Genomic DNA, 24,084 nt, shown 5'->3' with positions numbered 1-24,084 from the left:
AGGGATGCTGCTCACCGACCTGATCCCCGCCCCGGACGCCCCCCGGCTGTCCCCCGATGCCGTCTACGAGTCCTTCCTGGACTGGACGCGGTCCCGGGGGATCACCCTCTATCCCGCCCAGGACGAGGCGGTCATGGAACTGGTGCAGGACAACAACGTCGTCCTGGCCACGCCCACCGGGTCCGGGAAGTCCCTCGTGGCCCTGGCCGCGCACTTCCACGCCCTCGCCCGCGGACAGCGGACCTACTACACCGCGCCCATCAAGGCCCTGGTGTCCGAGAAGTTCTTCGCCCTCGTGGACGTCTTCGGAGCGGAGAACGTGGGGATGGTCACCGGCGACTCGTCCGTCAACGGGGACGCCCCCATCATCTGCTGCACCGCGGAGATCCTGGCCAACCAGGCCCTGCGGGAGGGATCCGGACTGGACGTCGGCCCGGTGGTGATGGACGAGTTCCACTTCTACGCCGACCCCCAGCGCGGCTGGGCGTGGCAGGTGCCCCTCCTGGAACTGCCCCAGGCGCAGTTCCTGCTGATGAGCGCCACGCTGGGGGACACGAGCCGTTTCGAGGAGGACCTCACGGAACGGACCGGCCGGACCACCACCACGGTGGCCCACGCCGAGCGCCCCATCCCGCTGTCCTACGAGTGGTCCGAGGACCACGTCCAGGACAAGGTCGCCGAGCTCGTGGAGACCCGGCAGGCGCCGGTGTACGTGGTGCACTTCTCCCAGCTGGACGCCGTGGAGCGGGCGCAGTCCCTGTCCTCGGTGTCCGTGGCCACGCGCTCCGAGAAGGACGCGATCGCCGCGCGGATCGCCGGTTTCGCGTTCTCCGCGGGGTTCGGCAAGACGCTCAACCGGCTCATCCGGTCCGGGATCGGCGTCCACCACGCCGGGATGCTGCCCAAGTACCGGCGCCTGGTCGAACGCCTCGCCCAGGAGGGCCTGCTCAAGGTCATCTGCGGAACGGACACGCTCGGGGTGGGCATCAACGTGCCCATCCGCACCGTGCTCATCACGGCCCTGAGCAAGTACGACGGCGAACGCACGCGGATCCTCAATGCCCGTGAGTTCCACCAGATCGCCGGCCGGGCCGGTCGCGCCGGGTTCGACACCTCCGGACTGGTGGTCGTCCAGGCCCCCGAGCACGTGATCGAGAATGCCCGGAACCAGGCGAAGCTGGCGGCCAAGTTCGCCGGCGTCAAGGACGAGTCCGAACGGTCCAAGCGGATGAAGCAGTCCGCGAAGTCCTCGCCGAAGAAGACCCCGCCGAAGGGTTTCGTGTCCTGGGGCAAGGCCACCTTCGAGCGCCTCGTGGACGCCGAGCCGGAGGCGATGACCTCCCGGCTGCAGATCAGCCACGCGATGCTGCTGAACATCCTGGACCGGCCCGGTGACCCGGTGATCGCCGTGCGACGGCTGATCCGCAACAGCCACGAGACACCGGCCCGGCAGGCCGCCCTGATGCGCCGCGCCCTGGGGATCTTCCGCGAGCTGCTGGCGACCGGCGTCGTGGAGAAGCTGGAGGAGCCGGACGCCGAGGGCCGCACGGTGGACCTGACGGTGGACCTGCAGCCGAACTTCGCCCTCAACCAGCCGCTCTCCCCCTTCGCCCTGGCCGCCTTCGAGCTGCTGGACCCCGCGGAGCCGGGGTACGCCCTGGACATGGTCTCGATCGTGGAGGCCACGCTCGAACCGCCCCGGCAGGTGCTGTCCGCCCAGGTGAAGAAGGCGCGCGGCGAGGCGGTGGCCGCGATGAAGGCCGAGGGCATGGACTACACCGACCGTATGAACGCGCTGGACGAGGTCACCCACCCGCAACCCCTGGCGGAGCTGCTGGAGCAGTCCTTCGAGACCTACCGCGCCTCCGCCCCGTGGCTCAACGACTTCGAGCTGACGCCGAAGTCCGTGGTGCGGGACATGTACGAACGGGCCATGGGCTTCACCGACTACGTGAACTTCTACGGACTGGCACGGTCCGAGGGCGTGTTGCTGCGCTACCTCACGGACGCGGTCAAGGCGCTGCGCCAGACCATCCCGCAGGACGTCCGGGACGACGAGCTGGACGTGCTGATGGCCTGGCTGGACGAGATCGTCAAGCAGACCGACTCCTCGCTCATCGAGGAGTGGGAGGACCTGCTGGCCGGGGACATCGAGGAGCTCAAGAAGGACCACGAACAGCTCGCCCCGCCCGAGCCGCCGCGGCTGACGGCCAACCGGACCGTCTTCACCGTGATGGTCCGCAACGCGATGTTCCGCCGTGTACGGTTGTTCGGGGACGAGCAGGACCGCGCCCTGGGCGAGCTCGGCGCCTCCGCCGGGGACTCGTTCAGCACGCACGACTGGGCCGAGGCCCTGGACGGGTACTTCGGGGACTACGAGGACATCGACGACGGCGCCGCGGCCCGGGGTCCCCAGTACTTCCGGGTCGACACGTCCCCGGCGGCCGGGCCCGGCGGAGGCGCACCGGCCGGCGTGTCCGGCTCCCGCTGGTGGGCCGTGCGGCAGGTCCTCGTGGACCCCGAGGAGAACCTGGACTGGGGCATCAACGCCGTGGTGGACCTGGACGCCTCGGATGAGCTCGGCCACCCCGTGATCCTGGTGGTCTCGGTGGGCCCACCCGAGCCCGGCTGGGCAGTGTGATGACGGGACGGGACAGGACAGCCAGGACGGACAGGACGATGGAGACCAAGACCATGACGAACGGCATCCGGCCGGCCCGCCCCACGGACGTGCCGGACATCCTGCGGCTGATCCGTGACCTGGCGGCCTACGAGCGGGAGCCCGACGCGGTCCGGAACACCGAGGGGGACCTGCACCGGCACCTGTTCGGTGAGCATCCGGCCGTGTTCTGCCACGTCGTGGAGGACGTGGTGGACGACGCGCCCGGCGCCGCGCCCCGGGTGGTGGGCCTGGCCCTGTGGTTCCTGAACTACTCGACCTGGGAGGGCACGCACGGCATCTGGCTCGAGGACCTCTACGTGGATCCCGCGGTCCGCGGGCGCGGGCACGGCCGGCGGTTGCTGGAGCACCTGGCCGGGATCTGCTCCCGGCGCGGTTACGCGCGGCTGGAGTGGACGGTCCTGGACTGGAACGAGCCGTCGATCGGGTTCTACCGCTCACTCGGTGCCGAGCCGATGGACGAGTGGACGACCTTCCGGCTCACCGGTGGCGCCCTGCAGCGGGCCGGCGAGGCCGCGGGGGCCGGCGTCGGGGACACCACCCGGCCGACGACCGGGATGGCGGGTGCACGGGGGTGAGTGCCGTCGTCGCCGGTGACCCCCGCACCTTCGCTCCCCCGCGTCCGGCCGCGCACCGGGCCGGGCCCCGGGCCACGTTGCTGGACGGCACGCTGATCGCCGACCACTGGTTCGAGGTCCCGCTGGACCACGCGGCGCCGCACGGCCGGACCATCCCGGTCTTCGCCCGCGAGTACGTGGCGGCCGCCCACCGTGGACGGCGGCAGGAGCTGCCCTGGCTGGTGTTCCTGCAGGGCGGGCCCGGGGGCAAGGGCATGCGCCAGGCCAGGCTCGGGGGCTGGATGAAGCAGGCGGCCGCGGACTTCCGGATCCTCATGCTGGACCAGCGCGGTACCGGGCTCTCCTCCCCCGTCACCCGTCACACCCTGCCGGCCGAGGGGACCGCCCGGCAGCAGGCGGAGTACCTCGTGCACTTCCGGGCGCCGTCGATCGTGCAGGACGCCGAGGCGATCCGGCTCGCCCTCGGCTCCGGGCCGTGGACCGTCTTCGGCCAGAGCTTCGGCGGCTTCTGTGCCCTCAGTTACCTCTCCTGGCACCCGGAGGGCGTGGAGCGGGCCCTGATCACCGGCGGACTGGCCCCCCTGGACGGCCACGCCGAGCAGGTCTACCGCGCCACCTACCGGCGGATGCGGCACCGCAACGAGGAGTACTTCTCCCGCTTCCCGCAGGACCGGGACGTGCTGGCCCGCGTCTACGAGGTGGCCCGGGGCGGTGCCGCGAGCCTGCCCGACGGCTCGCCCGTGACCGTCGGCCGGGTCCAGGCGCTGGGAATGCTCCTGGGCGGCAACACCCGCATGGACCAGCTGCACTACCTCCTGCAGGAGGCCTTCGCCGGCCCCGAATGCCCCGAGCTCTCCGACACCTTCCTGCACGGGCTCTACCAGCAGGTCTCACGGGCCACCAACCCGCTCTACCTGGTGATGCACGAGTCGATCTACGCGCAACCGGCCAGCACCGGTGCCGTGCGGTCGGACACGGGCGGGACGGACACCGGCTGGGCCGCGCAGCGGCTGCTCACCGGGTCGGCGGACCTGGCCGACTTCGACCCGGACCGCACGACGGCGCCGTTGCTGACCGGGGAGATGGTCTTCGACTGGTACGCGGACCTCGACCCGGCACTGCGGCCGCTGCGCGCGGTGACCGAGGCGCTCGCGCGCCGCACCGACTGGGGGCCGCTCTACGACCCGGACACGCTCGCCGCCAACACGGTGCCGACGGCCGCCGCGGTCTACACGCACGACGTGTACGTGGACCGGGACCTCTCCCTGCAGACGGCGGACCGGGTCCGGTGCCTCACCGTGTGGGAGACCGACGACTTCCACCACGACGGGATCGGCGACGACGGTCCGGCCATCCTGAAGCGGCTGCTGGAGATGACGGGCTGAGCCGGACGCCCCTCAGCGCAGCAGCCAGTCGTTCGGGCTGAACAGCTCGAAGTGGACCTCCACGGGGAACAGGGTGGTCTTGTGCTCCTCGATCTGGTCGCGGATGTCCTGCAGGAACGCGTTCCCGCCGCACAGGTACCACTGCGCGCCCGCCGGCAGCGTGCCGTCCTCGGACAGGGCCTTCAGGTCCAGCCGCTGGCCCTGGTCCCGGAAGGCCGTCACGAGCGGCGCGTGCAGGCGGGACGTCACCGACTCGGCCAGCTCCCCGAAGGCGTAGTCGGCCTCGGACGAGTCGGCGTGCAGCACCGTGATGGGGTGCTCCGGAGCGGACTGCGCCCCCTGTTCGCTGTCCAGCCGCCGGATCAGCGCCAACAGCATCCCGGCCATCGGGGTGGAGCCGATGCCCTGGCTGACCGTCACGATCGGCGAGGTGAACTGGTGCAGCACCAGGTGGCCGGCGGGCAGGGTGGCCTCGATCGTGTCCCCCTCCCGCACGTGGTCCTGCAGGTGGGAGCTGACCTCGCCGTCCCGCTGGACGGCCACGGAGAAGCCCCGGTCGTCCCATTCCACGAGGGAGTACTGGCGCAGCTGCCGGGCGCCGTCCGGCAGGCTCACGCCCAGGGAGGTGTACTGGCCGGGCTGGGTCTGGGAGAAGCCCTCGGCCTCGAAGGAGTACCTCATCACGGACCCCGTCAGCTGCTCGCGCCGGGCCAGCCGCGCGGGCACGAAGACCTCGCCGGGCGGCACCCCCGCGGAGTCGTAGAGGCCCCTCTCGAAGCTGACCAGGACGTCCGCCATGATCCAGTAGACGCGGTCCCAGGCCTCGGCGACCTCGGGGGTGACCGCGTCGCCCAGGACCTCCACGATCGCGTGGAACAGGTTGTCGTGGACGATCTGGTACTGGTCCTCGGTGATGCCCAGCGAGACGTGCTTGTGGCCGATCCGCGTCAGCAGCTCGACGGGACTCGGCGCCGAGGAGTCCACCAGCATGGCCGCGAAGGTGGCGACCGAGGCCGCCAGCGCCTTCTGCTGCTCACCGCTGCGCTGGTTGCCCCGGTTGAAGGTGTTGGCGAGCAGCTCGGGGTGTTTCGAGAACATCGTGCTGTAGAAGAGCCGGGTGATCTCCTGGATGTTCGCGCCCACCGCCGGTAGGGACGCCCTGATGGTCTCCGCGTGCTCCGGGCTCAGGGCATGACGGTCTGCCTGGGGTGCTGTCTCCGTGTACATGGGGCCACCATAGACCCCGGTCCCCGGGGTGGTGTCCAGCCCTGGACGACGGGGGCCCGGCCTGGCGACTGCCAGACCGGGCCCCCGTGCGGTGGGTCGGGATCAGGTCGTGGGACCCTCGTTGTCCACGATGGTCTGCGAGATGGCCGGCACGTCCCGGCCCTCCGCCTGGGCGGAGGCCAGACGGGTCTCGTGGGCCGTGCGGATGATCTGCGAGTAGCTGTCCTTGTGGTCCAGCAGCTCGTCGCGGTAGTGCGGGGAAACCCGTTCGGCCGCGTGCGTCCACTTGTCCATGAGCGCCTCGGCCTTGCGGCGGTCCTCCTCGGTCGCCGTCTCGTCCAGCTTGGTGTACCGGTAGGAGAACTTCTCCGCGTTCTGCAGGGCCACCAGGGCGCGCCCCTTGGGGCTCGTCAGCGAGGCCACGACCGTGATGATGAGGATGCCCACGATGACCAGCAACGAGGTGTTCGTCGCGATCTCGATGACCGGGACGTTCTCGCCGCCGTTGATGAACGGCAGGTTGTTCTCGTGCAGCGCGTGCAGGATCAGCTTGACGCCGATGAAGCCCAGGATGGCCGCCAGGCCGTAGGACAGGTACACGAGCCGGTCCAGCAGGCCGTCGATGAGGAAGAACAGCTGGCGCAGGCCCATCAGCGAGAACGCCGTGGCCGTGAACACGATGTACGGATCCTGGGTGAGCCCGTAGATGGCGGGGATCGAGTCGAAGGCGAACAGGACGTCGGTGAGCCCGATGCTGACCATGACGAGCAGCATGGGCGTCATGACCTTCTTGCCGTTCTCCCACGTGAACAGCCGGTCGCCGTCGTAGCGCTCGGAGGCGGGGAGCCACTTCTTGGCCAGGCGGACCAGGAAGTTGTCCGCCTCGTCCTTGTTCTCCTCGTCCCCGGTGAGCTCCCCCTTGAGCTGGCCGCCCGCGATCAGCAGCAGCGCCAGGCCGAAGAGGTAGAACACGTCCGACCAGGCGGAGATCAGCGCCGCACCGAGGAGGATGAACACGGTCCGGGAGATCAGCGCGAAGGTGATGCCGAACAGCAGCACCTTCTGCTGGTACTCGCGCGGCACCTTGAAGGAGGCCATGATGACCAGGAAGACGAAGAGGTTGTCGACGCTGAGCGCCTTCTCCGTGATGTAGCCGGCGTAGTACTCGACCGCGTGCCGGGTGTCGCCGAAGGCGAAGAAGACCAGGCCGAACAGGAGGGCGATGCCGACGTAGATGGCGGACCAGATGGCCGCCTCCCGGATGGTCGGCGTGTGGGCCTTGCGCACGTGGAAGATGTAGTCGAAGAGCAGCAGCGCGATGATCACCAAGATGGTGACGATCCAGGTCAGCGCATTGATTTCCATGCAGTCACTTTCCGTGGTGGTTCCGGTGACCACGGCCGGACCGTCGCACGAGGGACGGCCGGCACGGGACACCGCTGGGTGTGTGCCGCAAGTCTCTCCGCCTGCCGTGCGGCAGGCCGCTGCGTACGGCTGGTCAGACCAGCGTGCTGACGTCCGCAGTGTTCGGGATACTCCCCTACGCCGTGGCCCAGTGTACCCTGCCCACGGTCAGGTCTCAGGCGTGGCCCGCCCGCTGCATCTGCCGCAGTTCCTTCTTCAGTTCGGAGACCTCGTCCCGGATCCGGGCGGCCAGCTCGAACTGGAGGTCCACGGCGGCCTGGTGCATCTGCGCGCTCATCTGGTCGATCAGGTCGGACAGGTCCTTGGCGGGCAGCTTCGCGAAGTCCGGGGCGCCGCCGTCGTGCTCCACCAGGTCCGCGTCCCCGCCGGCGACGGCGTGGGCGGCCGCCGCCCGCTGCTCGTCGCTGATGGTCGCGGTGTAGCCGCGCTTGCCCTTGCCGAACTCGAAGCCGGACTTGATGCCGCCCATCCCCGCCAGGAAGTCCGCCGAGTCCGCGTCCTCCCGGGCCAGCTGGTCGGTGATGTCCGCGATCCGCTTGCGCAACGGCGTCGGGTCGATGCCGTGCTCCCGGTTGTACGCCTGCTGCACCTCGCGCCGGCGGTTCGTCTCGTCGATCGCGTAGCGCATCGAGTCGGTGATGCGGTCCGCGTACATGTGCACCTGGCCGGAGACGTTGCGGGCCGCACGGCCGATGGTCTGGATGAGCGAGGTGGACGAGCGCAGGAAGCCCTCCTTGTCCGCGTCCAGGATGGACACGAGGGACACCTCGGGCAGGTCCAGGCCCTCGCGTAGCAGGTTGATGCCCACGAGCACGTCGAAGGTGCCCTTGCGCAGCTCGCGCAGCAGCTCCACGCGACGCAGCGTGTCCACGTCCGAGTGCAGGTACTCGACCTTGACCCCGTGGTCGAGCAGGTACTCCGTGAGGTCCTCGGCCATGCGCTTGGTCAGGGTCGTCACCAGCACGCGCTCGTCGCGCTCGGTGCGCACCCGGATCTCCTCGAGCAGGTCGTCGATCTGCCCCTGGGTGGGCTTGACCACCAGTTCGGGGTCCACCAGGCCGGTGGGCCGGATGATCTGCTCCACCACGCCGTCGGCCTGGGACAGCTCGTACTTGCCGGGCGTCGCGGAGAGGTAGACGGTCTGGCCGATCCGCTCGAGGAACTCGTCCCACTTCAGCGGGCGGTTGTCCATGGCCGAGGGCAGCCGGAAGCCGTGCTCCACGAGGGTGCGCTTGCGGGACATGTCGCCCTCGTACATGGCCCCGATCTGCGGGATCGTCACGTGGGACTCGTCGACCACGAGAAGGAAGTCGTCCGGGAAGTAGTCCAGGAGGCAGTGCGGGGCCGAGCCGGCCGGGCGGCCGTCGATGTGCCGCGAGTAGTTCTCGATGCCGTTGCAGTACCCCATCTGCTGCATCATCTCGAGGTCATAGGTGGTGCGCATCCGCAGCCGCTGGGCCTCGAGCAGCTTGTTCTGCGACTCGAACTCCTGGAGGCGCTCCCGCAGCTCGTCCTCGATCGAGCCGATCGCCGTGTGCATGCGCTCGTCGCCGGCCACGTAGTGCGAGGCCGGGAAGATGTACATCTCCTCCTCCTCGCGGACCACGTGGCCCGTGAGCGGGTGCAGGGTCTGGATGGTCTCGATCTCGTCCCCGAAGAACTCGATGCGGATCGCCAGCTCCTCGTACATCGGGATGATCTCCACGGTGTCCCCGCGCACGCGGAAGGTCCCGCGGTGGAAGTCCTGGTCGTTGCGGACGTACTGCATCTGCACGAACTGGCGCAGCAGCGCGTCGCGGTCCATCTCCTGGCCCCGGCGCAGCGTCACCATCTGCTGGATGTACTCCTCGGGCGTTCCCAGTCCGTAGATGCAGGACACGGTGGCGACCACGATGACGTCCCGGCGCGTCAGCAGGGCGTTGGTGGCGGAGTGCCGTAGCCGCTCGACCTCCTCGTTGATGGAGGAGTCCTTCTCGATGAAGGTGTCCGACTGCGGGACGTAGGCCTCGGGCTGGTAGTAGTCGTAGTAGGAGACGAAGTACTCGACGGCGTTGTTCGGCAGCAGCTCTCGGAACTCGTTCGCCAGCTGCGCGGCCAGGGTCTTGTTCTGGACCATCACCAGCGTGGGCCGCTGGACCTTCTCGATCAGCCAGGCCGTCGTCGCGGACTTGCCGGTGCCGGTGGCACCCAGCAGGACCACGTCCTTCTCCCCCGCCTGGACGCGCTCGGCCAGTTCGGCGATCGCCTTGGGCTGGTCGCCCGAGGGCGTGAACTCCGAGATCACCTCGAAGGGGGCCACCTGCCGTTTGATCTTCTGCGCCAGACTCATGCCGTTAACCGTACTGCTGTTCGAGTCACCGCGGCAGTACGGTTCACCACCGGCGGAGACCGCTGGTCCCGGTGGTGGTCCCGGGCGGCGGCCCGCCGGGGACGCTCAGTCCCCGGCGCCGTCCAGCACCGGCGCCACGTACTCCTCCCAGAAGCGGCGGGTGGCCCGGCGCAGGTCCTCGAGGCCGGCGTCGTTGACGATGACGACGTCGGCCGCGGCCCGGCGCTGTTCGTCGGTGGCCTGCGTGGCGATCCGGGCCCTTGCGGCCTCCTCGGTCATCCCCCGGTCCCGGACCATCCGCGCCACCCGCTCGTCCGTGTCGGCCTGGACCACCAGGACCAGGTCGTAGGCGTCGGCCTGCCCGGTCTCCACCAGCAGGGGCACGTCCTGGACCACGACGGCGTCGGGCCCGGCCTCGCGGACCAGGCGCCGTCCCTCGGCGCGCACCAGGGGGTGGATGATCCCGTTGAGCCGCTCCCGGGCGTCGGCGTCGTTGAAGACGATGGCCGCGACCGCGGCCCGGTCCATCGTCCCGTCCGCCGCGATCGCGGCGGGGCCGAAGGCCTCGCGCACGAGGGCCAACCCCTCGGAACCGGGGGCGACGACCGCGCGGGCCAGGGCGTCCGAGTCGACGACGACGGCCCCCAGGTCCGCGAGCTCGGCGGCCACGGTGGACTTGCCCGAGGCGATGCCCCCGGTCAGGCCGATGTGCAGCCTGGGCCGACCGGCGGTCGTCCCCATCGAGGTCATCGCGCCTCCTCGTCCTCACCGGCCGAGACAGGGGCGGTGGCTGAATCCGTGCTGACCGCCTCGTCGCGGGCCCTGTCCTCGTCGAGCACCGGCTGGACGTAGTCGTCCCAGAACCGCCGGGTCGCCTCTGAGAGGTCGTTGAGGCTGCCGTCGTTGAGGATCACCTCGTCGGCGATCTCGCGCCGCTCCGCGTCGTTGGCCTGGGCGTCGATACGCTGCCAGGCCTGCTGCATGGAGAAACCGCGTTCGTGGACCAACCGGGCAACCCGGGTCTCGGCCGGGGCCTCCACCGTGAGGACCACGTCGAACTCCTGGGCGACGTCCGTCTCGACCAACAGCGGCAGGTCCACGACGACCACCGCGTGCGGCCCGGCCTCCCGGACCCGCCGCTCGATCTCCTGGCGCACGCGCGGATGGACGATGGCGTTGAGGCGCTCCCGGGCGCTGCTGTTGCCGAACACGATCTTTGCCAGTGCATAGCGGTTGAGTTCGCCGCCGTCCGTGATGACGTCCCCGCCGAACACCTCCCGGATCTCGGCCAGGGCCTCGGACCCCGGGATGACGACGTCGTGGGCGACCTGATCGGCATCGATGACCCGGGCGCCCAGCTCCCCCAGTTGCTTCCCCACCAGCGACTTGCCCGAGGCAATGCCACCGGTCAGGCCGACATGGAACAGCGCTCGGCCGTCCTGGGCCCGTTGCCAGGCCCAGGTCTGCGGCTGGTGGGTGTCGTACTCGGGTTCCGTTCCGACCTCGTACTCGGGCCGGATCACGTACTTGTCCATGTCGTGCTCATCCTCGTGTGCCCGCCGGTGGTATTCCTCGACCGGCAGCACCTTCTTCCACTGGCGAGTCCGGATCGGCTTCACCGCGCCGGCGTCCTCGCGCAGGGCCTGCAGCAGCATCCAGGACTGCAGCAGTGCCAGGGCCATGACCGGGGCGCCGATGACGATGATGACCTCCTGCAAGGCGCCGAAGCCATTCTCACCAGAGGTGACGAGGATGACCGAGCAGATCAGGCCCACCGAGACCGCCCAGAAGATCCGCTGGCGCTTGGGCCCCACGTCCTCGTGGCCGGAGGCCAGGTTGTCGAGCACCAGGGCGCCGGAGTCCAATGAGGTCACGAAGAAGATGACGATGATCACCAGGGCCAGCACCGCGGTCACGCCGTAGAAGGGGAAAGACTGCAGGAACTGGAACAGGGCTGCCTCCACGTTGCCCTGGGTGACGATCGTCTCGGTCAGGCTCCCGGCGCTCGTTTCCGCTCGGTCGATGCGGAAGGAGTTGAGCCCATAGACGCCGAACCAGATGATGACGAAGGCGGTGGGTAGACCGAGGCACGCGGTGACGAAGGCCCGGATGGTCCTGCCGCGGGAGATGCGGGCCACAAACAGGCCCACGAAGGGCGACCACGTCACGGTCCAGGCGTAGTAGAACACGGTCCAGTCGCCAGACCACTCACCCCCGCCGAACGTGTCGTTGAAGAACGAGAGCATCGGCAGGCTGCCCAGGTAGGAGCCCGCGGACTCGACGATCCCGCGTACCGTGTCCATGGTGGCGCCCCACATCATCACGTACACCATCAGGGCCACCGCCATGACGATGTTGAGGTAGGACAGCCGCTTGATGCCCTTGTCCAGGCCCGACAAGGCAGAGGCCAGCGCTACGGCAGTGATGACGGCGATGATGCCGGCCTGTAGCCAACCGTTCATGGGCACACCCATGACGTAATTCATGCCGCTGTTGATCTGCATGGCGCCCAGGCCCACGGAGACGGACAGGCCGAAGACGGTGGCCACCACGGCAAGGATGTCCACGATCTTCCCCCAGGTGCCGTGGATTCGGTCACCGAGCAGGGGCTGCAGGGCCGATGAGACGCGCGGCGGCAACTGACGCTTGTACGTGAAGTAGCCGAAGCACAGCCCGGGAACCACCAGCAGCGCCCACATGTGGATCCCGAAGTGGAAGTTGGCGATCGCCAGCGCCTGAGTGGCCGCCAGGTCCGAGGCCGGTTCGGTGCCGTACATCGGGGGGTTGACGTAGTGGTTCATCGGCTCCGCCACGCCCCAGAACATGAGGACGGCGCCCACGCCGGCGGCGAAGAGCATCCCGAACCAGGCGACTCCGGAGTACTCCGGTTCTGAGTCGTCGGTGCCTAGTTTCACCCGGCCGTATCGGCTGAGGGCCAGGCCGACCGCGACGAACACCAGAAGAGTGGTGCCGAGCGTGTAGAACCAGCCGGCGTCATAGCGCAGGAACGTCGACACCACGCCGAAGGCACCCTGGACGGGTGCAGGGAACAGGGCCATCGCCACCGTGAAGACGATGATGACCGACGCCGAGATGAAGAAGATGGCCGGCCCAGTCCGCAAGCCCAGCCGGTTGTGAAGACGAGTCAGCATGAGTTCCCTCGTTTCCGATCACCCCCGGTCGTCCCGGGGACCGTGTCCGTGCGACAGGCGACAACTTACCGCACGAGGGCGGCGCGGCAGCGACCCGTAGACTGAACGGCATGCCTGGCAGGTCGCGCAACGCGCAGTACACGGTCCTCCCTGCCGCCTCGGCCCACGCACCGGTTGTCCACGAACTGGAAATCAGGCGCTCGCGCTTCATCGGGTGCCTGGCCCGAGTCGAGACCGAACAGCAGGCACGCGAGTTCATCGCCGGCCTGCGCCGGCAGCACCACGAGGCCCGGCACGTGTGCAGCGCCTTCATCCTCGGCCCCGACCGGGATGTGATGCGGTCCTCCGACGACGGTGAGCCGGCCGGGACCGCGGGCATCCCCATGCTGGAGGCCCTGTCCATGAGGGACACCGGAGGCGCACGCGACCTCTCGGACGTCTGCGCGGTCGTCGTGCGCTACTTCGGCGGGGTGAAGCTGGGTGCCGGCGGACTGGTCCGCGCCTACTCGGACGCCGTGTCCGCCGTCCTGGACACCGCCCCCCTGCTCGCGCGGCAGCGGATGGTGCTGGCCGGGGTCGAGGCCCCCCACGCGGAGGCCGGCCGCTGGGAGAACGAGTTGCGCGCGGCGGGGTTCGCGGTGCAGGACACCGACTACGGGGCCTCCTCGGCCACGGTGACGGTGGCCCTGCCCGACGACGGCCACTCGACAGAGGCGTTCGCCGCCCGCCTGGCGTCCATCACGGCCGGGGCCGGGACGTTCCGCACGCTCGGCAGCGAGTGGGTGGACCTGCCGTGAACGCCACCGTCCCGTTCGGCCAGACTCCCCCCGTCGACCGCTCGGCCCTGACGGAGGGCTTCGCGTTCGACGCGCTGTCCCGCTGGCCCTACCCCGAGGCGCCCGGGCTGCAGGCCCACGACGCCGCGGACCTGCTGCTGCTGGACACCCTGCAGTCCTGGCTGGACGCCGGGCACGCCGGTGCGGGGAGCGAGACGCGGGATGCCGTCGTGGTGCTGGAGGATCGGCACGGTGCGCTCACGCTCCCCCTGCTGGCGGCGGGTCACGACGTCCGCGTAGGTCAGGACGCCCTGGCCCACGAGCGGTCCCTGGAGGCCAACCTCGGCCGGTGGGCCACGCCGCTGCCGGGGACCCTGCACCGCGGGCCGGTGGACCCCGCACTGGTGGCCGGGGCGCGCACCGTCCTGCTGGTCCTGCCCCGCTCGCTCGACGCGCTGGAGCAGTGGGCGCACCTCGTGGCCGAGCACGCCGCCCAGGACGTCCTCCTGCTGGCCGCAGGCCGGGACAAGCACATGACCCCGCGGCAGAACACCGTGCTGAACCGCTACTTCGAGTCCGTGGTCCCCGGACGCGGCCGCTCCAAGTCCCGCGTCCTCACCGCGCGCGGCCCGGTCCGCGGACGGCCCGCCCCGTTCCCCCGCACGGCGGTGCACACCCTGCCCGACGTCGGCACCGTCACCCTCGCGGCCCACGGCTCCACCTTCGGGGGCACCGCCGTGGACCCGGGAACGCGGTTCCTGCTCGGGAACATCGGGGGGATCGGAGACGTGGGGCGGGCCGTGGACGTCGGCTGCGGCAACGGCACGATCGCGGTCCACCTCGCGCTGCGGGCCCGCAGCAGGGGCCGGGAGGCCACCGTGGTCGCCACCGACCAGTCGGCCGACGCCTGCGCCTCCACGGTCCTGTCCGCCGCGCTCAACGGCGTCGCCGCACAGGTGGAGGTCCGCCGGGACGATGCCCTGGCGTCGTTCGCGGACGCCAGCGAGGACCTGCTGGTGCTCAACCCCCCGTTCCATGCCGGCAACACGGTGGACACCCGGGTGGCGTTGCGACTGTTCGACGCCGGCGCGCGCGTGCTGCGCCCCGGCGGCGAGCTGTGGTGCGTGTGGAACTCGCACCTGATGTACCGGCCCGACCTGGAGCGACGGGTGGGCCCCACCCGGCAGGTGGCCCGTGACCGCACCTTCACGGTCACGGTCAGCACCCGGCACTGAGCCCGGCGCCGACGCGACCGCGTCACGGGCAGGGTGCCCGCCGCCCTCCGGACGCAGGAAGGCCCCGCACCGTGGTGGTGCGGGGCCTTCCTGTCACGCTGTCCGAATGGTCAGCGGCTCAGCCGATCAGTTGCCGGTGAGCTTCTCGCGCAGGGCGGCGAGGGCCTCGTCGGAGGCCAGGGTGCCCTGGTCCGCCTCGCCGCGGTCCTCGGAGGAGTAGGAGGCAGCGCCGGACTCGACGGCAGCCGCACCCTCGACGTCCTCGTTGAGGTGGCGGGCCACCTGCTCCTTGTGGGCCTCCCAGCGGGCCTGGGCGTCGGCGTACTGCTGCTCCCACGCGGCGCGCTGGGTCTCGAAGCCCTCGAGCCACTCGTTGGACTCCGGGTCGAAGCCCTCGGGGTACTTGTAGTTGCCCTCGTCGTCGTACTCGGCGGCCATGCCGTAGAGCGCCGGGTCGAACTCGGTGCCCTCCGGGTCCACGCCCTCGTTGGCCTGCTTGAGGGACAGCGAGATGCGGCGGCGCTCCAGGTCGATGTCGATGACCTTGACGAACAGCTCGTCGTTGACGGACACGACCTGCTCGGCGGTGTCGATGTGGCGCGAGGCCAGCTCGGAGATGTGCACCAGGCCCTCGATGCCGTCCTCGACGCGCACGAACGCACCGAACGGCACCAGCTTGGTGACCTTGCCCGGCACGACCTGGCCCAGGGCGTGGGTGCGGGCGAACAGCTGCCACGGGTCTTCCTGGGTGGCCTTCAGGGACAGGGAGACACGCTCGCGGTCCATGTCCACCTCGAGCACCTCGACGGTGACCTCCTGGCCCACCTCGACGACCTCGGACGGGTGGTCGATGTGCTTCCAGGACAGCTCGGAGACGTGCACCAGGCCGTCCACGCCGCCCAGGTCCACGAAGGCACCGAAGTTGACGATGGAGGAGACGGTACCGGTGCGGACCTGGCCCTTCTCCAGCTTGTGCAGGAAGTTCGAGCGGACCTCGGACTGGGTCTGCTCGAGCCAGGCGCGGCGGGACAGGACCACGTTGTTGCGGTTCTTGTCCAGCTCGATGATCTTGGCTTCCAGCTCCTGGCCGATGTACGGGGCCAGGTCGCGGACGCGGCGCATCTCGACGAGGGAGGCGGGCAGGAAGCCGCGCAGGCCGATGTCGACGATGAGGCCGCCCTTGACGACCTCGATGACGGTGCCGGTGACGACGCCGTCCTCTTCCTTGATCTTCTCGATGGAGCCCCAGGCACGCTCGTACTGAGCGCGCTTCTTGGACAGGATCAGGCGGCCTTCCTTGTCCTCCTTGGTGAGGACCAGGGCCTCCACGTTATCGCCCACGGCGACGACCTCATCCGGGTCCACGTCATGCTTGATGGAGAGTTCCCGGGACGGGATGACGCCTTCAGTCTTGTAGCCGATGTCGAGGAGCACTTCGTCGCGGTCGACCTTGACGACGGTGCCTTCGACCAGGTCGCCGTCATTGAAGTACTTGATCGTCTCATCAATGGCGGCGAGGAAGTCCTCAGCAGTGCCAATGTCATTGATGGCGACCTGCGGGGCGGTGGAGGTAATGGTCATGTAGTAGGGGCTCCGATGTGGATTGTTCACTCGGCCGGGCCAGGCGGACACACGTAAGGACCGCGACACCCGGATAGTGGGTTGATTTGGATTATTGGGTATGCACAGAAAGTGCTCGGCCAGTCTAGCCGCCGTCCCAAGTCGCGGTCAAAGCGGGGCGTGCCCCCGGTGGCGGTCCCCGGGGGCACCGTCCGTCAGAACCCGGTCATGCAGTGGACGGGCCGGTCCTGCGCCAGCATCCCGGCCAGTGCGGCGGCGGCCCCGCGCCGGTGCTCGGTGATCCTGCCGGCCTGGCGGAGCACCTCGGCGGACACCCCGCCCAGGTAGGCCCCGGACAGGTCCGCGACGTCCAGCTCCAGGTCCGGGTGCGCTTCCAGCGGCACGACGTCGGCCTCGCCACCGGCCACGGTCAGGCGCCAGTCGCCCGCGGTGTGGCCGAGGCGGTCGTGCACCCGCAGGGTCAGCTCGCCGTCGCGGGCCCAGGCCCGGCCGCGCAGGGCAGCCGGGAGGTCCAGCAACCGCAGCCACAGGTGGTCCTCCCGCCGGGTGGTGCGCACCCGGCGGTGGTCCGCGAACAGGTGCTCCAGCAGGCCGTCGTCCGGCGCGCCGCGCCAGGTGACGCGCTCGATGAGGTCCAGGTTCGCCAGGAAGGACCACAGGGCCCGGGTGCTCTCCGCCGTGGTGGCGGTCAGCAGCGAGACCCGGATGGTGGCCGGATCGGTGTCCCAGCCGGTGAACCGGTAGGTGACGTACCCGCGGGGCACCCCGCCGTCGTCGTGGTGGACCGCGGCGAACAAGCCGTGGTCCTTCCCGTGCCGTCCCGACTCGATGGTGTCCGTCTCGTGGCCGCCGTAGGAGGCCATCCGCTGCACGGAACCGGGCGTCTGCAGGTAGGCCTGCCCGAACAGCTCCGGGCCCAGCCCGGCCAGGTCCCCCGGCTCCACCAGCTCGACGCGCCCGGTCACCGGTCCCGCCAGGGCGGCGTCCCCCCGGACGTCCACCTCGACGGAGCGCTGGGTGGTGGCCGCGCCGAAGCCGAAGCGGCGGTAGATGGTGGCCTCGGAGGCGGTCAGCGCCGCCAGCGGCAGGCCCCGCCCGGCGGCGATCGCCAGTTCCGACTCCATCAGGGCGCGCAGGATCCCGCGGCGGCGATGGCTCGGGGAGACGGTGACCTCGGAGATCAGGCGGGCGTCGACCTCCCGGCGCCGGCCGGTGTGCAGGCGCTTGTCGAAACCGGAGAAGGTGCCGACCGGGCGGTCGGTGGCCGGGTCGGCACCGGCCGCGTAGACGCCGGTGTAGGTGCGCCCGTCCGCGTGGGCGTAGCCGAGCAGCTGGTCCAGTGCGGTGCCCGTCGGCTCCGGCTCGTAAAAGCCGCGCTCGACGGTCCGCAGGAACAGGGCCGCGGCGGGGTCCTCCGCGGCCGGCCGGCCGGTGACGTCGAAGCGATGCAGCCGGAGTCCCTCGGGCAGGACGGGATCAGTGCGCGGCATCGTGCCAGCTCCGCCCGACGCCGACGTGCACGTCCAGCGGGACGGACAGTTCCGCGGCCGCACCCATCCTCTCCTGGAGGAGGGTGGTGGCCGCGTCGAGTTCCTCGTCCGGGACCTCCAGGACCAGTTCGTCGTGGACCTGCAGCAGCAGCCGGGAGCGCAGTCCCTGTTCCACCAGTCCGGACTGGACGTCCAGCATGGCCTGCTTGATGATGTCCGCCGCCGAGCCCTGGATCGGGGCGTTGAGCGCGGCGCGCTCGGCCATGTCCCGCAACTGGCGGTTGTCGCTGTTCAGGTCCGGCAGGTAGCGGCGCCGGCCCAGGATGGTCGCGGTGAAACCGTCCTGGCGGGCCTTGGCCACGACCTCCTTGAGGTAGTCGCGCACCGCGCCGAAGCGGTCGAAGTAGCCCTTCATGAGGGACCGTGCCTCGTCCACGGGGATCTGGAGCTGCTTGGAGAGCCCGAAGGAGCTCAGCCCGTAGGCCAGGCCGTAGCTCATGGCCTTGACCTTGGCGCGCATCTCCGAGGAGACGTCCTGGGGTTCCACGCCGAACACCTGGGAACCGACGAAGCGGTGCAGGTCCTCGCCCTCCCGGAACGCCTGGATCAGGGCCTCGTCCTCGGACAGGTGCGCCATGATGCGCATCTCGATCTGGGAGTAGTCGGCCGTGAGCAGGGTGCCGTAGCCCTCCCCCACGACGAACACCTCGCGGATCTTCCGGCCCGCCTCGGTCCGGACCGGGATGTTCTGCAGGTTCGGGTGCAGGCTGGACAACCGCCCGGTGGCGGCGGCGGTCTGCGAGTAGGTGGTGTGGATGCGTCCGTCCCCGGCCACCGTGTCCAGCAGTCCCTCCACGGTCTGGCGCAGCTTGGTGGCGTCCCGGTGGAGCATGAGGTTCTCGAGGAAGGGGTGCTGGGTCTGGGCCAGCAGGTCGGTGAGCGAGTCCACGTCCGTGGAGTACCCGGTCTTGGTCTTGCGCGTGCGCGGCATGTCGAGCTTCTCGAACAGCAGCGCCTGCAGCTGCTTGGGCGAGCCGAGGTTGACCTTCTCCCCGCCGGTGGCCTCCGCCACGGAGGCCCATGCCGATTCCTGGGCGGACTGCATCCGCGTGGTGAACTCCTCGAAGAGCCCGTCCAGCACGGGCCGGTCCACGGCGATGCCGGCCAGCTCCATGTCCACGAGCACCAGGGCCAACGGGATCTCGAGGTCCCGCAGCAGCTGCTGGGCCCCGCGCTCGAGCAACTGGGGCACGAACACCTCGGACAACCGGCGCACCATCCAGGCGGCGCGGACGGTGGCGGCGGCTCGGGCCTGGAGCAGCGCCGCCCCGGCGTCGGCCCCCTCGGCCTCGGCGGCCCCGAGGTCCAGTTCCAGCTGGTCCCCGGCCTGGGTCGGGTCGTCCTCCATCTCGAGGGTGGACTGCAGGTACGCCTGTACGAGGGCGTCCAGGCCGTAACCCCGGCGGTCCGGGGAGATCAGGTAGGCCGAGAGCAGCACGTCGTCCACGACGCCGGCCAGCGCCACGGCGCGCCCCAGTGCGGTCCGGGCACCGGAGGCCTTGAGGGCCTTGCCGGCCGCCTTCAGGTCGTACACGGCCTTCTGCGCACCGGGCTGGGACAGGTACTCGGCCAGCACCGGGCCGGCGCCGGCGTCGGGCGTGTCCAGGGGGACGTAGACGGCGGCGCCCTCCGCCACGAGCGCCGCCCCGAGCGGGACCCCGTAGTCCCCGGGGGCCGGGATCTTGCGCTTGGGCAGGATGGCCGGCCCGTCCAGGACCACGTGCACGCCCACCAGGTTGGCCCCGTGCGCGGTGATGAACGCCTCCAGCTCCCCGGCGGTGGTGGCGACCGCGAAGTCCGGGGTCTGCTCGACCGGGACGGCCTCGGGCTCGCCACCCAGTCGTTCGGCGAGGGTGTCGAACAGGCGCTGGCGCACGGCGTTGAACTGCAGGGCGTCGAAGAGGTCCTCGATCTGCTCGTGGTCCGGGTGCTCGAGCTCCGTGGCCTCCAGCGCCACGGGCAGGTCCATGTCCGTCACCAGCGCGTTGAGCCTGCGGTTGCGGCGGACGGACTCGGCGTGGTCACGCAGGGACTGGCCCGCCTTGCCCTTGATCTCCTCGGCGTGCTCCAGCACGTCCTCCACGGAGCCGTAGAGGCCGATCCACTTCGCGGCGGTCTTCGGGCCGACCCCGGGCACGCCCGGCAGGTTGTCGGCGCTCTCCCCCACCAGCGCCGCCAGGTCCGGGTACCGGTGGGGCGGGACACCGTACTTCGCCTCGATCGCGGCGGCGTCCATCGGCGGGATGTCCGAGACGCCCTTCTTCGGGTACAGCACCAGGGTCCGGTCGGTGATGAGCTGGAACGCGTCCCGGTCGCCCGAGACCACCCGGGTCTGCCAGCCGGCCGCCTCGGCCTGGGCCGCCATCGTCGCCACGATGTCGTCCGCCTCGAAGCCGTCCACCGTGATGGTGGGGATGTTCATGGCCTCCATGACCTTCTGGATCAGCTCGACCTGCCCGTGGAACTCCTCCGGGGTCTTGGACCGGCCCGCCTTGTACTCCTCGTACTGTTCGGAGCGGAAGGTGGGGGTGTCCAGGTCGAAGGCGACCGCGACGTGCGTGGGCTTCTGCTGGCGGATCATGGTCAGCAGCATGGTGGTGAAGCCGTAGACGGCGTTGGTGTGCTGACCGGTGTCCGTGACGAAGTTGTCCACCGGCAGGGCGTAGAAGGCCCGGAAGGCCATCGAGTGGCCGTCGATGACCAGCAGACGCTGGGCGGTGTCAGGTGCGGAATTGCTCGAATCAGTCACGGGTGCCAGCCTAATGCTCATGGACTCAGCCCAGACACGCGCCCCCGCCGCGGCCCCCTACGCCTTCGTCCCCGGGGTCACGCCGGACCCCTCGCCCGAGGAACTGCGGCGGCTCATGCTGGACTCGGGGATCCCGGAGGAGATCCACGGCAGGCTGGGCCGGCTGGGGATCAGTCCGCTGACCGCCAAGATGGGCATCGTGTTCCAGGAGATGACCGTGGAACGCATGGTGGCCACCATGCCGGTGGCCGGCAACGAGCAGAACGCCGGGCTGCTGCACGGCGGGGCCCACCTGGTGCTGGCCGAGACCCTGGGGTCCATCGCCGCGGTCCTGCACGCCGGCAAGCCGGTGGTCGGGATCGAGATCGGGGCCACGCATCACCGGGGGATCCAGCGGGGAACCGTGACGGGGACCTGCACGCCGATCCACCTGGGCGGGACGCTGACCACGCACGAGATCGTCATGACCGATGAGCAGGGACGGCGGCTGTCCACCGCGAGGATCACCAACATGATCCTCGACCCGGAGCGCCGGAAGGGCTAACGGCCGCGGGCGGTCGTGCCGCCGCGCCGCCAGTGCCCCAAGTGGGACTCGAACCCACACATCTCTCGATACCGCATTTTGAGTGCGGCGCGTCTGCCAGTTCCGCCATTGGGGCCCGCCGGGATCCGGCGAGGCAACTCCACAAGGATACACGCGCGACCGCCGGGACCAGGCCTCGATATACGCTGAACCGTGAGTCCCGTGAACCGTCCCCACCTGCGAGGAGCCACCATGCCGACCGAGAGCACCGCGCCGAGCGCCGATGAGCCGCTGCGCGTCGTCGTCGCCGAGGACGAGACGCTGATCCGCCTGGACATCGTGGAGATCCTCTCGTCCCAGGGCTATGCCGTGGTCGGCGAGGCGGACAACGGCCAGCGGGCGGTCGAGCTGGCCACGGAGCTGCAGCCGGACGTGGTGCTGATGGACGTGAAGATGCCCATCATGGACGGCATCACCGCGGCCGAGCAGATCGCCCGGGAGCGGGTGGCGCCCGTGGTGCTGCTGACCGCCTTCAGCCAGCGCGAGCTGGTGGAACGGGCCCGCCAGGCCGGGGCGATGGCCTACGTGGTCAAGCCGTTCAGCGAGAACGACCTGGTGCCGGCCATCGAGTTGGCCGTGGCCCGGTTCGAGGAGCTGCGCGCCCTGGAGGCCGAGGTCTCCGACCTCACCGAGCAGTTCGCCACGCGCAAGCTCGTGGACCGGGCGAAGTCCGTGCTGACGACCACCCTGGACCTGTCCGAGCCCGAGGCCTTCCGGTGGATCCAGAAGACCTCCATGGACCGCCGCCTGACGATGCGGGAGGTGGCCCAGACGGTCATCGACCAGATGGGCTGACCCCGCCGGCGGGGCCCGGTGCGCCCGCACCCCCGTCGAGGCGGTGATGGCGGTGATAGCGGTGATGCAGCCTCCGGACCTGCTCCGCGAGCTCCTCGTCCGGGCCGTCGACCGGCACCCCGGGGGCGACCTGCCGGATGGACAGCGCCACGACCGGTCCGGGCGGGACCCCCAGCCCGCGGAGCCACCGGCCCAGCTGGGCGGTGGAGCTGGCGTAGACGATCCGTCCCAGTCCCGCCCAGGCATGCGCGGCGGAACACATGGCGCAGTGCTCACCGGAGGTGTAGACCACGGACGCGGCCCGCTGGTCCGGGCTCAGGTGCCCGGCGGCCCACCGGGCGATCGCGAACTCCGGGTGACGCGTGGCGTCACCGCCGCCCACCCGGTTGTGGTCCTCGAGGAGCACGGCGCCGTCCGCGGAGACCAGCACGGACCCGAAGGGCTCGTTCCCGCTGTCCAGGGCCTCCTCGGCCAGTTCCACGCATCGCCGCAGGTGGACGCGGTCCGTGTCCGTGATCATCTCAGAGCGGGGACCGCGCCGGCCACACGCCCACGCGTTCCCGCGCCGGACGCTGATAGCCCTGCAGCAGTCCGCCGGAGTCCGCGAGGTCGCCGATCCGGTGCACCTTGACCGTGTTCGTGGAGCCGGCCTGGCCGGGAGGCGACCCGGCGGCGATGACCACGAGGTCGTTGACCCCGGCGATGCCCTCCTTGAGCAGCGAACGGTCCACCTGGGCCGTCATCTCGTCGGTGGAGTCGGCGAACGGCACCATCTTCGGCAGCACCCCCCAGGACAGGCACAGGATGTTGTGGGTGTGCTCCACGTGGGTGAACGCGTAGACCATCTGGTGCGGCCGCAGCCGGGACAGCCGCCGGGCCGAGTCGCCGGACTGCGTGAAGGTGGCCAGGTAGCGCACGTCGAGCTGGTTGGCGATGTCCACGGCGGCCCGGGTGATGGCCCCGCCGCGGGTCTTCGGCCGCGACCCCAGCGGCAGGATCCGGTCCAGGCCGTGGGTCTCGGTGGACTCGATGATCCGGGCCATCGTCTCCACGGTGACCACCGGGTACTTGCCCACCGAGGTCTCGCCGGAGAGCATCACGGCGTCGGCGCCGTCGAGCACCGCGTTGGCGCAGTCCGAGGCCTCGGCGCGGGTCGGCCGGGGGTTGTCGATCATCGACTCGAGCACCTGCGTGGCCACGATGACCGGCTTGGCCCAGCGCCGGGCCAGCTCGATGGCCCGCTTCTGCACCACCGGGACGTCCTCGAGCGGCAGTTCCACGCCCAGGTCGCCGCGGGCCACCATGATCGCGTCGAACGCGTCCACGATCCCGTGCAGGGCCTCCACCGCCTGCGGCTTCTCGATCTTGGCGATCACCGGGACCTTCCGGCCCTGCTCCGCCATGATCTCGTGCACCCGCTGCACGTCCTGGGCCGAGCGGACGAAGGACAGCGCCACCATGTCCACGCCGAGGTCCAGCGCCCAGCGCAGGTCCTCCTCGTCCTTCTCCGACAGTGCCGGGACGTTGACCGCCACCCCCGGCAGGTTGATGCCCTTGTTGTTGGACACCGTGCCGGCCACGGTGACCTCGGTGACCACGTCCGTGTCCGTGACCTCCACGGCCCGCAGTGCGACCTTGCCGTCGTCGATCAGCAGGGTGTCCCCGGTGCGGACGTCCCGCGGCAGCCCCTTGAAGGTGGTGCCGCACCGCTCGGCGGTGCCCTCCACCTCCTGGGTGGTGATCGTGAACCGGTCCCCCACGGCCAACGCGTGCGGCCCGTCGGCGAACCGGCCCAGCCGGATCTTCGGGCCCTGCAGGTCGGCGAAGACCGCCACCGGGCGGTCCAGGTCCGTGGCGGCGCGGCGGATGTCGGCGTAGGTCCGCTCGTGCACCTCGTACGTGCCGTGGCTCATGTTCATCCGCGCGACGTCCACGCCCGCGGCGATCAGGGCCCTGGTGTTCTCGTATCCCTCCGTGGCCGGACCGAACGTGGCAACGATCTTCGCGTGTCTCATGGTTCCACCCTAACGAGCGGAAGG

The 24,084-nt window shown here is 70.3% G+C and carries 17 protein-coding genes and 1 tRNA gene; 7 read left to right on the top strand and 11 right to left on the bottom strand.

What is annotated here, in order from left to right; genetic code table 11:
- The first annotated feature begins 4 nt into the window (after window positions 1–4).
- From CITRI_RS0100375 to CITRI_RS0100365, 3 genes are read left to right on the top strand one after another with little or no spacing between them, the layout of a single operon-like run.
- Window positions 5–2,641: an RNA helicase gene (locus CITRI_RS0100375; protein ID WP_010142537.1), complete on the top strand. Its 2,637-nt coding sequence runs from the start codon at window positions 5–7 to the stop codon at window positions 2,639–2,641.
- A 38-nt stretch (window positions 2,642–2,679) separates the two neighbouring features.
- Window positions 2,680–3,258 carry a GNAT family N-acetyltransferase gene (locus CITRI_RS0100370; protein ID WP_010142536.1) on the top strand — a complete coding sequence of 193 codons (579 nt, stop codon included), beginning with the start codon at window positions 2,680–2,682 and terminating at the stop codon, window positions 3,256–3,258.
- Window positions 3,255–4,643, top strand: coding sequence for an alpha/beta fold hydrolase (locus tag CITRI_RS0100365; protein ID WP_010142535.1), 1,389 nt, complete (start codon window positions 3,255–3,257; stop codon window positions 4,641–4,643). The genes CITRI_RS0100370 and CITRI_RS0100365 overlap by 4 nt, the downstream gene beginning before the upstream one ends.
- A gap of 12 nt (window positions 4,644–4,655) precedes the next feature.
- Here CITRI_RS0100365 and CITRI_RS0100360 read toward each other — a convergent pair whose 3' ends face one another.
- The 5 genes from CITRI_RS0100360 to coaE (CITRI_RS15630) form a co-directional block, all read right to left on the bottom strand.
- Entirely contained in the window at window positions 4,656–5,870 is a 1,215-nt protein-coding gene (locus CITRI_RS0100360; protein WP_010142534.1) for a globin domain-containing protein, read from the bottom strand.
- A 102-nt stretch (window positions 5,871–5,972) separates the two neighbouring features.
- Window positions 5,973–7,235 (bottom strand): TerC family protein, encoded by a 1,263-nt coding sequence (locus tag CITRI_RS0100355; protein WP_010142533.1) that lies wholly within the window; start codon window positions 7,233–7,235, stop codon window positions 5,973–5,975.
- 214 nt (window positions 7,236–7,449) lie between these two features.
- The gene (gene uvrB, locus CITRI_RS0100350) at window positions 7,450–9,624 is read right to left on the bottom strand and encodes an excinuclease ABC subunit UvrB (RefSeq protein WP_010142531.1); all 2,175 of its coding nucleotides are present in this window, start codon (window positions 9,622–9,624) and stop codon (window positions 7,450–7,452) included.
- A 105-nt stretch (window positions 9,625–9,729) separates the two neighbouring features.
- Window positions 9,730–10,374 carry a dephospho-CoA kinase gene (coaE, locus tag CITRI_RS0100345; RefSeq protein WP_010142530.1) on the bottom strand — a complete coding sequence of 215 codons (645 nt, stop codon included), beginning with the start codon at window positions 10,372–10,374 and terminating at the stop codon, window positions 9,730–9,732.
- The gene (coaE, locus tag CITRI_RS15630) at window positions 10,371–12,776 is read right to left on the bottom strand and encodes a dephospho-CoA kinase (protein ID WP_010142529.1); all 2,406 of its coding nucleotides are present in this window, start codon (window positions 12,774–12,776) and stop codon (window positions 10,371–10,373) included. Before coaE (CITRI_RS15630) ends, coaE (CITRI_RS0100345) begins: the two co-directional genes overlap by 4 nt.
- A 110-nt stretch (window positions 12,777–12,886) precedes the next feature.
- Between coaE (CITRI_RS15630) and CITRI_RS0100335 the strand changes: the two genes are divergently transcribed.
- A complete protein-coding gene (locus CITRI_RS0100335) occupies window positions 12,887–13,573 on the top strand; it encodes a YigZ family protein (RefSeq protein ID WP_010142528.1) in 687 nt (228 codons plus the stop codon).
- Window positions 13,570–14,787, top strand: coding sequence for a class I SAM-dependent methyltransferase (locus CITRI_RS0100330; RefSeq protein ID WP_010142527.1), 1,218 nt, complete (start codon window positions 13,570–13,572; stop codon window positions 14,785–14,787). Before CITRI_RS0100335 ends, CITRI_RS0100330 begins: the two co-directional genes overlap by 4 nt.
- 126 nt (window positions 14,788–14,913) lie before the next feature.
- Here the strand turns inward: CITRI_RS0100330 and rpsA are convergent, their stop codons facing one another.
- From rpsA to polA, 3 genes are all read right to left on the bottom strand, one after another.
- Window positions 14,914–16,368, bottom strand: a complete 1,455-nt coding sequence (rpsA, locus tag CITRI_RS0100325; protein ID WP_010142526.1) for a 30S ribosomal protein S1 — start codon at window positions 16,366–16,368, stop codon at window positions 14,914–14,916.
- A gap of 194 nt (window positions 16,369–16,562) precedes the next feature.
- On the bottom strand, window positions 16,563–17,858 hold the full coding sequence (locus CITRI_RS15625; protein WP_010142525.1) for a GNAT family N-acetyltransferase: 1,296 nt from the start codon (window positions 17,856–17,858) through the stop codon (window positions 16,563–16,565).
- Window positions 17,845–20,688, bottom strand: a complete 2,844-nt coding sequence (gene polA, locus CITRI_RS0100315; protein ID WP_040385260.1) for a DNA polymerase I — start codon at window positions 20,686–20,688, stop codon at window positions 17,845–17,847. The genes CITRI_RS15625 and polA overlap by 14 nt, the downstream gene beginning before the upstream one ends.
- On the opposite strand from polA, the gene CITRI_RS0100310 reads away from it, so the two are divergent.
- Window positions 20,681–21,211 (top strand): hotdog fold thioesterase, encoded by a 531-nt coding sequence (locus tag CITRI_RS0100310; protein WP_010142523.1) that lies wholly within the window; start codon window positions 20,681–20,683, stop codon window positions 21,209–21,211. The genes polA and CITRI_RS0100310 overlap by 8 nt on opposite strands.
- 33 nt (window positions 21,212–21,244) lie before the next feature.
- Here CITRI_RS0100310 and CITRI_RS0100305 read toward each other — a convergent pair.
- Window positions 21,245–21,326 (bottom strand) — tRNA-Leu (locus CITRI_RS0100305).
- A 116-nt stretch (window positions 21,327–21,442) separates the two neighbouring features.
- Between CITRI_RS0100305 and CITRI_RS0100300 the strand changes: the two genes are divergently transcribed.
- Window positions 21,443–22,045, top strand: coding sequence for an ANTAR domain-containing response regulator (locus CITRI_RS0100300; protein WP_010142521.1), 603 nt, complete (start codon window positions 21,443–21,445; stop codon window positions 22,043–22,045).
- Here the strand turns inward: CITRI_RS0100300 and CITRI_RS0100295 are convergent.
- Together CITRI_RS0100295 and pyk are read right to left on the bottom strand one after the other, a co-directional pair.
- Entirely contained in the window at window positions 22,026–22,565 is a 540-nt protein-coding gene (locus CITRI_RS0100295) for a nucleoside deaminase (RefSeq protein WP_010142519.1), read from the bottom strand. The genes CITRI_RS0100300 and CITRI_RS0100295 overlap by 20 nt on opposite strands.
- A 1-nt stretch (window position 22,566) precedes the next feature.
- Window positions 22,567–24,060, bottom strand: a complete 1,494-nt coding sequence (pyk, locus tag CITRI_RS0100290) for a pyruvate kinase (protein WP_010142518.1) — start codon at window positions 24,058–24,060, stop codon at window positions 22,567–22,569.
- Between the last annotated feature and the right edge of the window lie 24 nt (window positions 24,061–24,084).

It is taken from the genome of Citricoccus sp. CH26A (genome assembly GCF_000224415.1).
In the GTDB taxonomy this organism is placed as follows: domain Bacteria; phylum Actinomycetota; class Actinomycetes; order Actinomycetales; family Micrococcaceae; genus Citricoccus.
Note: the sequence above shows the minus strand (reverse complement) of the source record. Positions and strands in the feature narration are given on the sequence as shown.

Bases quoted from the DNA above. Each gene is read 5' to 3' on its own strand.
- rpsA (WP_010142526.1), bottom strand. From the start codon at position 16,368: ATGACCATTACCTCCACCGCCCCGCAGGTCGCCATCAATGACATTGGC.
- CITRI_RS0100375 (WP_010142537.1), top strand. From the start codon at position 5: ATGCTGCTCACCGACCTGATCCCCGCCCCGGACGCCCCCCGGCTGTCC.
- uvrB (WP_010142531.1), bottom strand. From the start codon at position 9,624: ATGAGTCTGGCGCAGAAGATCAAACGGCAGGTGGCCCCCTTCGAGGTG.
- CITRI_RS0100370 (WP_010142536.1), top strand. From the start codon at position 2,680: ATGGAGACCAAGACCATGACGAACGGCATCCGGCCGGCCCGCCCCACG.
- CITRI_RS15625 (WP_010142525.1), bottom strand. From the start codon at position 17,858: ATGCCGCGCACTGATCCCGTCCTGCCCGAGGGACTCCGGCTGCATCGC.
- coaE (WP_010142530.1), bottom strand. From the start codon at position 10,374: ATGACCTCGATGGGGACGACCGCCGGTCGGCCCAGGCTGCACATCGGC.
- CITRI_RS0100295 (WP_010142519.1), bottom strand. From the start codon at position 22,565: ATGATCACGGACACGGACCGCGTCCACCTGCGGCGATGCGTGGAACTG.
- CITRI_RS0100335 (WP_010142528.1), top strand. From the start codon at position 12,887: ATGCCTGGCAGGTCGCGCAACGCGCAGTACACGGTCCTCCCTGCCGCC.
- pyk (WP_010142518.1), bottom strand. From the start codon at position 24,060: ATGAGACACGCGAAGATCGTTGCCACGTTCGGTCCGGCCACGGAGGGA.
- CITRI_RS0100310 (WP_010142523.1), top strand. From the start codon at position 20,681: ATGCTCATGGACTCAGCCCAGACACGCGCCCCCGCCGCGGCCCCCTAC.
- CITRI_RS0100360 (WP_010142534.1), bottom strand. From the start codon at position 5,870: ATGTACACGGAGACAGCACCCCAGGCAGACCGTCATGCCCTGAGCCCG.
- CITRI_RS0100355 (WP_010142533.1), bottom strand. From the start codon at position 7,235: ATGGAAATCAATGCGCTGACCTGGATCGTCACCATCTTGGTGATCATC.
- coaE (WP_010142529.1), bottom strand. From the start codon at position 12,776: ATGCTGACTCGTCTTCACAACCGGCTGGGCTTGCGGACTGGGCCGGCC.
- polA (WP_040385260.1), bottom strand. From the start codon at position 20,688: ATGAGCATTAGGCTGGCACCCGTGACTGATTCGAGCAATTCCGCACCT.
- CITRI_RS0100300 (WP_010142521.1), top strand. From the start codon at position 21,443: ATGCCGACCGAGAGCACCGCGCCGAGCGCCGATGAGCCGCTGCGCGTC.